At 65.9% G+C, this 9,686-nt stretch carries 7 protein-coding genes; 4 read left to right on the forward strand and 3 right to left on the reverse strand.

Annotated features, from left to right (window positions below):
• Positions 1 to 116 precede the first annotated feature (116 nt).
• The 3 genes from MH112_RS14855 to MH112_RS14865 form a co-directional block, all read right to left on the reverse strand.
• Positions 117 to 1,700: an AMP-binding protein gene (locus tag MH112_RS14855; RefSeq protein ID WP_296569346.1), complete on the reverse strand. Its 1,584-nt coding sequence runs from the start codon at positions 1,698 to 1,700 to the stop codon at positions 117 to 119.
• Between the two features lie 258 nt (positions 1,701 to 1,958).
• The gene (locus tag MH112_RS14860; protein ID WP_296569349.1) at positions 1,959 to 2,369 is read right to left on the reverse strand and encodes a DUF2177 family protein; all 411 of its coding nucleotides are present in this window, start codon (positions 2,367 to 2,369) and stop codon (positions 1,959 to 1,961) included.
• A 24-nt stretch (positions 2,370 to 2,393) separates the two neighbouring features.
• Positions 2,394 to 3,422, reverse strand: a complete 1,029-nt coding sequence (locus tag MH112_RS14865) for a cyclopropane-fatty-acyl-phospholipid synthase family protein (protein ID WP_296569351.1) — start codon at positions 3,420 to 3,422, stop codon at positions 2,394 to 2,396.
• Positions 3,423 to 3,618: 196 nt separating this feature from the next.
• Here MH112_RS14865 and MH112_RS14870 point away from each other — a divergent pair, with 196 nt between their 5' ends.
• The 4 genes from MH112_RS14870 to MH112_RS14885 form a co-directional block, all read left to right on the forward strand.
• Positions 3,619 to 4,968, forward strand: a complete 1,350-nt coding sequence (locus MH112_RS14870) for an FAD-dependent oxidoreductase (RefSeq protein ID WP_296569354.1) — start codon at positions 3,619 to 3,621, stop codon at positions 4,966 to 4,968.
• Positions 4,965 to 5,756, forward strand: coding sequence for a DUF1365 domain-containing protein (locus MH112_RS14875; RefSeq protein WP_296569357.1), 792 nt, complete (start codon positions 4,965 to 4,967; stop codon positions 5,754 to 5,756). The genes MH112_RS14870 and MH112_RS14875 overlap by 4 nt, the downstream gene beginning before the upstream one ends.
• Positions 5,757 to 5,914: 158 nt before the next feature.
• A complete protein-coding gene (locus MH112_RS14880; RefSeq protein ID WP_296569360.1) occupies positions 5,915 to 7,816 on the forward strand; it encodes an ABC transporter ATP-binding protein in 1,902 nt (633 codons plus the stop codon).
• Positions 7,813 to 9,686 (forward strand): ABC transporter ATP-binding protein (locus MH112_RS14885; RefSeq protein ID WP_296569362.1); only part of this gene is annotated, 1,874 nt, incomplete at its 3' end. The genes MH112_RS14880 and MH112_RS14885, both read left to right, overlap by 4 nt.

Below are 9,686 nucleotides of genomic sequence, written 5' to 3' on the forward strand. Positions count from 1 at the left end.
CAGATCGCATCATGCTCCAGGGCGGCGGTACATGCCATGGCCCCGGAGGTCACGCCAAACACGGATGTTTTCGCAAGGTTTCGCCGCGCCGGTACCAGTCCGGCGCGGCGTCACCCTTAGATCTGCCGGGCGCGGCCTTCCCAGTAGGGCGCGCGAACCTTGTTGCGCTGGATTTTGCCGGCCTCGCTGCGGGGCAGTTCGGTGACGAAGTCCAGGCTGCGCGGCACCTTGAAGCCGGGGAGCGCCTTGCGGGCGAAGTCGAGGATCTCCTGGGCCAGCTGGTCGCTCGCCGTGTAGCCCTCATTGAGCATGATCACGGCCTTCACCTGCTCGCCCCATTCAGCATGGGGGATGCCCACCGTGGAGGAGTCGGCCACGGCCGGGTGCTTGATCAGCTCATTGTCGATCTCCTGGGGATAGATGTTCACCCCGCCAGAGATGATCGTCTCGGCGCTGCGGCCGGTGAGGAACAGATAGTCGTCCTCATCAAAATAGCCGACGTCGCCCATGGTGAAGAAGTCGCCGACCCGGGAGGCCTGGGTCTTGGCTTCGTCCTTGTAGTACTGGAACCCGCCGCCAGGGGGCAGCTGGTGGTAGATGGTGCCGGCCACACCGTTGGGGCAGTCATTGCCCTGCTCGTCGATAATCCGCACCTGCAGCATGGGCGGACGCTTGCCGACGCTGCCGGGCTTTTTCAGCCACTCATCGGAGTTGATGGCGAAGCCCGCCCCACCTTCGGAGCCGGCATAGTACTCGCTGAGCACCGGGCCAAACCAGTCGATCATCGCCTGCTTCACCTCCGGCGGGCAGGGGGCTGCGCCGTGCACGATATAGCGGACATGGTCGACGGGGTACTTGGCCTTCACCTCGGCCGGCAGGTCCAGCAGGCGCTGGAACATGATCGGCACCATGTGCAGATGGGTGACCTTCTGCTCGGAAATGGTGCGCAGAACCTGTTCGGAATCCCACTTGTCCATGAAGATCAGGGGCGAGCCAGTGCCCATGGCCGCCCGAACGTCAAAGGCCAGGGGGGCGGCGTGATAGGCCGGGCCGGCGCAGAGCTGGATGGAGGTGTCGTCATAGCCGCGGCCGGCCAGGATGCTGACCGGCGTGACGACCGGGGTGGGCCGATAGACCCCCTTGGGCCGGCCCGTGGTACCGGAGGTATACATCATCTGGTTGCCCAGCACCGGGTCCGAGATGTTGGAGCCGTCCAGGGGCGAGAGCGCGGTATCGTAGTCTACGAACCCATCGATATCCCCGCCCAAAGACAGCTTCAGGGTCAGGTGAGGGCAGTGGGTCGCCGCCTCGCCCATCACCGCCACCCGGGCGTCGCCGACCAGGACCTTGGCCTCGCAATCATTGATGATGTAGGCGATTTCATCGGCGTTCAGGTGCCAGTTGACCGGGGTGATGCGCACCCCGGCGCGCATGGTGGCGGCCAGGACCTCGATAAACTCGGCCCGGTTGGAACAGACCAGCGCCAGGCTGTCGCCCGGCTGAACCCCATGCTGGCGGAAGAGGCGCGTGAGACGGTTGGCATTGGCATTGACCTCCGCAAAGGTCCGCGACTTGCCGTAGGCGTCGACGACGGCGACCTTGTTGGGCTGCACATCGGCCCAGACGGCCATGGTCATGCCCGTGATCGCGGCCTGGTCGAGTCGTTCCTCCAGGCCCGCGCGCTCTTTCAAATCATCCATGAAATTCCTCCCGGCGCCTGCTGACCGGGGATGCCGGGCGCAGGACACATCTGATTATCATTGGGGGACGGCGGGGCTCCGGGGCGATTGGGCGCAATATGCCAAACCGCCGCCCGGGGCCGTCCTTGGCCGGCACAATGACAGCGGAATTCCGCAACGACAACGGCTCCCCCGATCCAAACAGCGGTTGGATCGGGGGAGCTGATCGGCCGGCCCGGGGCAGGGGGCAGCCCCCCTGACTGCAGCTAGATGGGTGTTCTAGAAGGTGCGCTCAGCCCAGCGGGTCACGAAATAGCCGGCGGTGGCCGAGGCGCTGGTGAGGAAGGTGCCCCAGGCGATATCGGCCAGGGTGATGTGGGTGGCCCAGACCTTCAGGGTCGCCTGGTTGGTCAGGTCATAGGTGGCGTAGCACATGAAGCCGAGGATGGCGCCGGTGGTCAGGGCCTGGGTCCAGACCCCGTCACGCACCGCCGGGCTTACCGCCAGGATCATGATCCCGGTGATGTAGACGAGGTAGAAGGCAATGGCCGGGGCCAGGGCGAACTGGTCGGCCAGCACTTCGTCCAGGGTCGGGCGATAGAGCCGTGGCCCGACCGTGGTCAGCCACACCGCGTCGATGATGGCGAAGGCCAGGCCCGTGCCCAGAAAGCCGATAACGTATTTCAACATGGGATCTTCCTTTGGGGGACCAGGTCAGGCCACGGGCTTCAGGCGATAGTGGCTGACGCCCCATTCCTCGCCGCCCCGATGGCCGAACAGGCCTGCGGTCGCCAGGAAAAACAGCCGCCAGCGGCGACGCCAGAGCGGGGCGGTATCGCCATAGACGTCCTTCAGCACGTCCCGGATGGCGGCGTCATTGCGATCAAAATTGGTCAGCCAGTCCAGGGCGGTGCGTTCATAGTGACGCCCAGACCAGCGCCAGTCGGCCTCTACCTCGAACAGGTCGGGGAACTGGGCCATCAGGCCGTGGCTGGGCATCACGCCGCCGGAGAAGAAATGCTGGCCGATCCAGTCCGACTCGTCTTCCAATTCGAACCGGTAGGGGGTGGTGCGATGGGTGAAGACATGGATGAAGGCCCGGCCATCGGGCTTCAGCCAGCCGCGTACCTGGGTCAGCAGAGCCCGCCAGTTGGCCATGTGCTCGAACATCTCCACCGAAACCACCCGGTCGAACTGGCCTGGTGCGGAGAAGGTGTTCATGTCGGCGGTGAGCACCGTGACATTGGTCAGGCCACGGGCCTGGGCTTGGCCCCGGATATAGGCACCCTGGCTGGCCGAATTCGACACCGCCGTAATCTTCGACCCCGGGAAGTTCCGCGCCATCCAAAGGGTCAGGGAGCCCCAGCCGCAACCCAGTTCCAGGATGTCCTGTCCGTCCGCCAGGGCCGCATGGCTGGCGGTCTCCGACAGGGCGATCTCCTCAGCCGCAGCCAGGTCGTCCACGCCCGCGGGATAGAGGCTGCTGGAATATTTGAGCTGCGGACCAAGCACCTTCTGGAAGAAGGCGGCCGGCAGTTCATAATGCTGGTCGTTGGCGGCGGCGGTATGCTCGGCGATGGGACGGCTCGCCATCTCCAGGGCGAAGGTCGCCTCGATGTCAGGGGTGGCCTGGCCCAGTTGCAGGCGGGCGCGGGTCACCAGCATTTCGATGGCCGCCCGCCGAAGGGGATCGGGTACGGGGGCGCCTTCGAAGGCTTTGATGGCCGAGGCGATGAAGCTCATGGAGGCGGGGTCCTTTCCGGATGGCGCTGTGGTTCTGGCGCACCAGCGCCTGCTCGACGCTCAGATTACGCGGCCTGCGCAGGTTCGGATGCGTCGGCTCTGGGCTGCATCCGCCCCCTTACTCACCGCGTAAGGTTTGAGGTCGACGCCAGGTGGGGCGGCGGTCAGACATATCATCTGCATTGAAGGAGTTCCCGTGGGCGCAGACAACAGTTTTAGGCCGCTACGGATCGCCGTGGTCGGTGCCGGCGTCTCGGGACTATCGGCGGCCTGGCTGCTGGGGACCAAGCACAAGGTCACCCTGTTCGAGGGCGACAGCCGGCTGGGCGGCCATGCCAACACGGTGGAGGCCCCCGGCGGACCGGACGGAATCGTCCCCGTGGACACGGGTTTTATCGTGTATAATGAGGACAACTACCCCAATTTCACCGCCCTTTTGGACCATTTGGGCGTGGGCACTTTGGACGCCGACATGGCGCTCAGCGTCTCCCTGGACGACGGGGCCTTCGAGTATTCCTCCGCCGCCCTGTTCGCCCAGCTCACGAACCTGTTCAGCCCGCGCTACCTCGGCATGCTGCGGGATGTGACCCGGTTCTACCGGGAAGCCCCCCGTGACCTGGCGGCCCTGGAAGGCCCGCTCACCAGCCTGGACGACTATCTCGCCCAGAAGGGCTATGGCCAGGCGTTCCGGGACGACCACCTGCTGCCCCAGGCAGCGGCCATCTGGTCTACCCCGCTGGGCTCCATTGGTGCCTATCCAGCTGCCGCCCTGATCCGCTTCTTCCAAAACCACGGCATGATGAGCCTGTTTGGCCGCGGGCTCTGGCGCACGGTGGAAGGGGGCAGCCGCACCTATGTGGATCGCCTGGCAGCGGCCTTTCAGGGGGAGGTCCGCTCCGGCGTCCGGGTCGTGGGCGTGCGGCGCGACGCGGGCGGGGTCGATGTCCGTCTGGCCAATGGTCAGGTGGAGCACTTTGACGAGGTGGTGATCGCCACCCATGGGGACCATGCCCTGGCCCTGCTGGAGGACCCCGGTCCGGAGGAACAGCGACTGTTGTCAGCCTTCCGCTACAGCCGAAACCTCACGGTCCTGCACACCGACCGCGCCCTGATGCCCAAGCGTCGGGCGGCCTGGACCAGCTGGAACCACCTGGGTCGCCGCGGCGCGGCGGAGGAGGGCAGCGTCACCTACTGGATGAACAAGCTGCAGAGCCTGCCCGCCCAGCCTGAGCTGTTCGTCACCCTCAATCCCAACCGGGAAATCGCCCCCGAATCGGTGATCCGCACCGAGGTCTATGAGCATCCCCTGTTCGACGCCGGCGCCCTTTCGGCCCAGGCCGAGCTCTGGTCCCTGCAGGGGGTGAACCGGACCTGGTTCTGCGGCTCCTATTTCGGTCATGGCTTTCACGAGGATGGTCTTCAGTCGGGCTTGGCGGTGGCCGAGCAGCTGGGGGGTGTGCGCCGCCCATGGTCGGTGCAGGGGGAGTCTTCGCGGATCCACCTTGGACCGGTCCCGGCCGAGACCGCCGCCGAGGTCGCCGCGTGAATCCGCCGGCCTCGGGCCTCTATCCCGGGCTCGTGGTCCACGGGCGTACGCGGCCGCAGGCTCATGCCATGCGCTATCGCATCTTCATGTTGCTGGTGGATCTCGACGAGGCACCGGCCCTGTCCAAGGCGCGTCGGCTCTTCGGGTTCGACAGGCCCGCCGCCTTCAGCCTCCACACCCGCGACCATGGGGAGGGCTCAGACCAACCCCTGAAGGCGCAGGTGGAGGCCCATCTGAGCCGGGCCGGATTGCCCTGCGGCGGGCCGATCCAACTGCTCTGCATGCCCCGGGTTCTGGGGGGCGTGTTCAATCCCTTGAGCGTCTATTTCTGCCATGGCCCGGACGGGGCGCTCAGCGCCATCCTCTATGAGGTGAACAACACCTTTGGCGACCGGCACAGCTATCTGATCCCCGCCCCGGTGGCAGAGGGTGAGACCCTGCGCCAGACCATCGACAAGGGGTTCTATGTTTCCCCCTTCATGGACATGGGGCTGACCTACGCCTTCACCATCCGTCCGCCAGGGGAACGTGTGGCGGTCAGTATTCAGGTGGCTGACGGGGACGGGCCGCTTCTGTCGGCGAGCTTCGCGGGCGCCCGGCGTCCCTTGAACGACCGCGCCCTTTTCGGGGCCTGGCTGTCCCACCCGTGGATGACCCTCGGCGTGATGGGCGCCATCCACTGGGAAGCCCTGAAGATCTGGCTGAAGGGCGGGCGGCTGCGTCCGCGCCCGGCCCCGCCGGCCCTGCCGGTCACGGTGGCACCCCAGGCGGCAACCCTGCCCGCCTGACCCTTTCCCGCCTGACCTCGGGTTGTCTGGTCCTTTGCGGCCAGGACACCAGGATGGATGTCACGTCTCCGGACTAATTGGCGGGCGCGTCAAAAGACGGTGGCGTGACCCCTGGTGGCGCTGCATGATGGTGCCATACCAAGATTGGACATTTTCAGATGAGTGATTCACGCCCCTCCCCCAGGGATGCGGCGGCGGATTCTGTGTCGATTGACGTCTCGGCCATGCCCCGGGTGCTGCGCAGAATCATGGGGCTGGCCCTGCGCTATCCGGGCCTGGTGGCCCTGGCCGTCGGCTGCTCCATCGGGGCGGCCCTGTTTGGCCTGACCTTGCCGCGGCTGTTCGGAAAGGCGGTCGACCAGGCGCACCTGTTGCTGGCCGGCGGTGGCACCACGGCTGAGGATGTGCAGCGGGCCCTGGTCAACACCGCGCTTTTGGTGCTGGGGGCGGCCAGCCTTCGTGGGCTGTTGACCGGCTATGGGGGCTATGTGGCCGAGCAGGTCAGCCAGAAGGTGGCCTATGATCTGCGGCTGGCCTTTTTCCAGCAGCTTCAGCGCCTGTCCTTCGGCTTCCACGACAGGATCCACTCCGGCGATCTGGTGACCCGGGGGATGCTCGATCTGGAGGGGACCCGGGCCTTCATCCAGGGGGGCATGATGCAGACCCTGACGCTCGTCATGCTGCTCTCGGTCTCGGCCTTCATGATGTTTTCCACGGACGTGACCATGGCCTTCCTGGCCCTGGCCTTCGTGCCCTTCGCCAGCTGGGTCCTGGCCCGGATGGGCTTCATGCTGCGGGTCACCTGGCTGCGGGTCCAGCAGCTGATGTCGGTCCTGACGCTCACCATGGAGGAGAACCTCCAGGGCATCCGGGTGGTGCGGGCTTTCTCAGCCAAGGCCTTCGAGATGGGCAAGTTCGACCTGGCCGCCGACAACGCCCTGCAATACTCGTTCAAACGGATCACCCTGCGCTTCCGCGCCGTCACGGCCATGACGCTGAGCTATTATGGCTCCATGGCCCTGCTCCTCTGGTACGGCGGCCACCAGGTGATCGCAGGCGCCATGTCGGTGGGCCGGCTGACCGAATTCCTCGCCTATATGACCCTGCTGCAGGCCCCGATCCGGCAGATCGCCATGATCTTCGCCTCCGCCGCCCGGGCCACCTCATCGGGGGGACGGGTGTTCGAGATCCTCGACCTTTCGCCAGAGATCGCTGATGCGGCCAACGTGCCGCCCTTAACCCCCACCGAAGGGGTGCTGCGATTCGAACATGTGGACTTCGCCTATGACGAAGGCCGCCCGGTGCTGCGGGATGTCAGTTTCGAGGTTCGTCCCGGCCAGACCCTCGGCGTGGTCGGCGCGCCGGGCAGCGGCAAGTCGACCATCGCCAACCTGATCCCCCGCTTCTACGACGTGACCGGAGGCCAGATCACCATTGATGGTCAGGACATCCGCGAGGTGAGCCTCGCCTCCCTGCGGGAATACATCGGTCTGGTGCAGCAGGAGGCCTTCCTGTTCGACACCACGGTGACCAACAATGTCGCCTATGCCGATCCCTGGGCTGAGGAGGACCGGATCGTCGGTGCTGCCCAGACCGCCCAGCTGCACGACTATATCGCCGGCCTGCCGGTGGGCTACACGACCCGGGTCGGTGAACGCGGGGTCGCCCTGTCCGGGGGGCAGCGTCAGCGCATGTCCATCGCCCGGGGCGTGGTGCCGGGCCCCGGCGTCATGATCTTCGATGACTCCACCGCGGCCATCGATGCGGTGACCGAACGCAAGGTCCGCGACGCCCTGGCCAGCGCCACCAAGACCAAGGCGACCGTGATCATCGCCCACCGCCTGTCCTCCCTGATGCACGCCGACCAGATCCTGGTGCTGGACGAAGGCCGGGTGGTAGAGCGCGGCGATCATCAGAGCCTGGTGGCCGCCGGCGGCATCTATGCCGAGCTCTATGCCCTGCAGACGCGGGCTGACCATGGCGGACTGGTGGAGGATCTGCCCGCCGAGGTCCTAGCCGCTGGCCAGACCGCCAGCCAGACTGACGGTGTGCGGGCATGAGCGACTTTGTCTTTGACCGCGGGAACGATGTCGCCTCTCAGGCACCCCGCAAGCCCCGCGCCACCCTGGGCAGCGATGATGCCGAGGAAATCTTCGCCTCGATCAATCCCAAGGTGCTGGGCCGGTTCGTCCCGTTCCTCAAACCCCACAAGACCTTCGTCATCGGCGCACAGATTGCCGTGCTGATCTCGGCGGCCACAGCCATCGCCATCCCCTACATGATCGGCCAGGCGGTGAACGCTGCGGTGGGCGGCGGCGACGACGCGCACCTGGACCAGATCATCGCCATCTTTGTCGGCGTGGTGATCCTCAATGCCGGGGCCTTCTTCCTCGAACAGTGGATGAGCTCGCGGCTGGCTCAGCGGGTCATCTTCGATGTCCGCCGCGCCATGTTCAGCCACTTCCAGGACGTGTCCCTGTCCTTCATGGACAAGACCCATGTGGGTCGGATCATGGCCAGGCTGCAGGGGGACGTGAACGCCCTGCAGGAGTTTCTGGAGAGCACCACCGGCGCGGTCGGCGACATCGCGCTGTTGATCGGCATTACGGCGGCCCTGCTCAGCATGGACCTGCAGCTGGGTCTGCTGACGCTCACGGTGATCCCGGCCCTGATCGTGGTCCGGGCCATCTGGCTGCCGTTCTCCAAAAAGACCTTCCGGGAAGCCCGGGACGCCTCCTCTACCGCCAACAGCGCGCTGGCCGAGAATATCCAGGGGGTCCGCACCGTCCAGGAGAGCCGTCGCGAGGCCCTGAACTTCAAGCTCTATGAGGAGAAGGCCCGGGAGAACATGTCCGCCCAGAACAATTCGGCGGCCATGACCCAGGTGATGGTGCCAACGGTGGATGTCCTCACGGGCCTGGCCATGGGCATCGTCATCGTGGTCGGCGGCAACGCCGTCCTGGGGGGGCGCCTGGACGTGGGCGTCATGGTCGCCTTCATCTTCTATGTGCAGCGGTTCTTCGATCCGGTCCGCATGCTGTCGATGCAGTACACCATCATGCAGCGGGCCATGGCGGCCGGGCATCGCATCTTCGAGGTGCTCGATGTGCCGGTGACCATTGTCGACAAGCCCGACGCCACCCCTCTGGCCGATGTCGAGCCGACGGTGGAGTTCCGCAATGTCACCTTTGGCTATGACCCGGCCCGGCCCGTCCTGCACGATGTGAGCTTTGAGGTCCGTCCCCGTCAGGTGGTGGCCCTGGTGGGCCCCACCGGCTCTGGCAAGACCAGCGTCATTGCGCTGGCCCACCGGTTCTATGAGGTGGACCAGGGCCAGGTGCTGATCGGTGGGCGCGACGTGCGCGACGTGACCCTGGACTCCCTTGGCCGCACCATCGGCATGGTGCTGCAGGAGCCCTTCCTGTTCAGCGGCACCATCGAGGAGAACATCCGCTACAACACCGAAAGCGCCACCCGCGAGGACGTGATTTCGGCGGCCAAGTCGGTGTCGGCCCATGACTTCATCATGCGCCTGCCAGAGGGCTACGACACCCAGCTTGGCCAGCGGGGCCGCAACATCTCGCTGGGCCAGCGGCAGCTGCTGTCCTTCGCCCGCGCCCTGGTGGCCAATCCGCAGATCCTGATTCTTGATGAGGCCACGGCCAACATCGACTCCTTCACCGAACTGGCGATCCAGAAGGCGTTGAAGGTGCTGTTTGCCGGCCGGACCTGCATCGTCATCGCCCACCGGCTGGCCACCATCCGTGACGCCGACAAGATCATCGTCCTGCAGCAGGGACAGATCCTGGAGCAGGGGCCCCATGAGGCCCTGATGGCCAATGGCGGTCTCTATTCGCGGCTCTACACCTCGGCCTACGCCTCCTTCGACGACGCCCAGGTGGCCGCCACCGGGGATGCGGAGTTTGCGAC

Source organism: Phenylobacterium sp., from assembly GCF_022402485.1.
Taxonomy (GTDB): domain Bacteria; phylum Pseudomonadota; class Alphaproteobacteria; order Caulobacterales; family Caulobacteraceae; genus Phenylobacterium.